General features: G+C 38.3%; 1 protein-coding gene. It reads left to right on the forward strand.

What is annotated here, in order from left to right; genetic code table 11:
- Positions 1 to 1213 (forward strand): NADP-dependent malic enzyme (locus DER71_RS11860; protein WP_114459033.1); only part of this gene is annotated, 1213 nt, incomplete at both ends.

The following is a 1213-nucleotide window of genomic DNA, read 5'->3' on the forward strand; positions in this document are numbered from 1 at the left end:
AATTTAAAAGAAAAAGCGTTAAAGATGCATGAAGAAAACATGGGGAAATTAAAAGTAGCAGGAAAGGTTAAGGTTGAAAATGAAGATGACCTAACTCTTGCATATTCTCCAGGTGTTGCCTATCCATGTCTGGCAATTGCTGACAGCAGTGATGATGTATATAAATATACCAATAAAAGCAATTTTGTAGCCATTGTTTCCAATGGTACCGCGGTTTTAGGACTTGGGAATATAGGTGCCAGAGCTTCAATACCTGTAATGGAGGGAAAATCAGTATTATTTAAAGAGTTTGGTGCTATAGATGGATTCCCAATCTGTCTTGATTCAGAAGACCCAGAAGAAATAATCAATACAGTAAAGATGATGGAACCTGTATTTGGCGGAATTAACCTGGAAGATATTAAAGCACCAGAATGTTTTATAATTGAAGAAAGATTAAAAGAAGAAATGCCTATTCCTGTTTTCCATGATGATCAGCATGGAACAGCAATTATTACTTTAGGTGCAATTATAAACTCACTTAAAATTGTCGATAAGAAATTTGAAGATTTAAAAGTAGTAATTAATGGTGCAGGGGCTGCTGGAATTTCTCTGGCAGGAATCATAATGGAAAAAGGAGCCAAAAATGTTATTCTTCTAGACAGCCGCGGCGCTCTTTATGAAGGCAGAGAGAACATGAATGAGATTAAAGAAAAGATTGCAAAGACAACAAACCCAAACAAAGAAAAAGGTGATTTAGGAGATGTTATAAAAGGTGCGGATATTTTCTTAGGAGTATCTGTAGCAGATGTAATGACAGAACAAATGGTAAAAGATATGGCTGATGATCCAATAGTATTCCCTATGGCAAATCCAGATCCAGAAATAGATCCGGAACTTGCCACAAAAGCAGGAGCCAGAATTGTAGGAACAGGTCGTTCTGATTATCCAAATCAGATCAACAATGTACTTGCCTTCCCGGGTATTTTCCGCGGAGCACTGGATGTAAGAGCAGCAGAGATTAATATGGAAATGAAGCTGGCAGCCGCACAGGCACTGGCAGATTTAGTTAGTGAAGAAGAACTTACAGAAGAATATGTAATTCCAAAACCTTTTGATGGTAGAGTTGGACCACATGTTGCAGCAGCAGTAGCAGAGGCAGCTGTAAAGTCCGGTGTAGCAAGGATAGAGTTAAGCTATGAGGAGGCTTATAAAATGGCCGAAGAAAAACTGG

The sequence above is a fragment of the Halanaerobium sp. DL-01 genome (assembly GCF_003338615.1).
Lineage (GTDB): Bacteria > Bacillota > Halanaerobiia > Halanaerobiales > Halanaerobiaceae > QPJE01.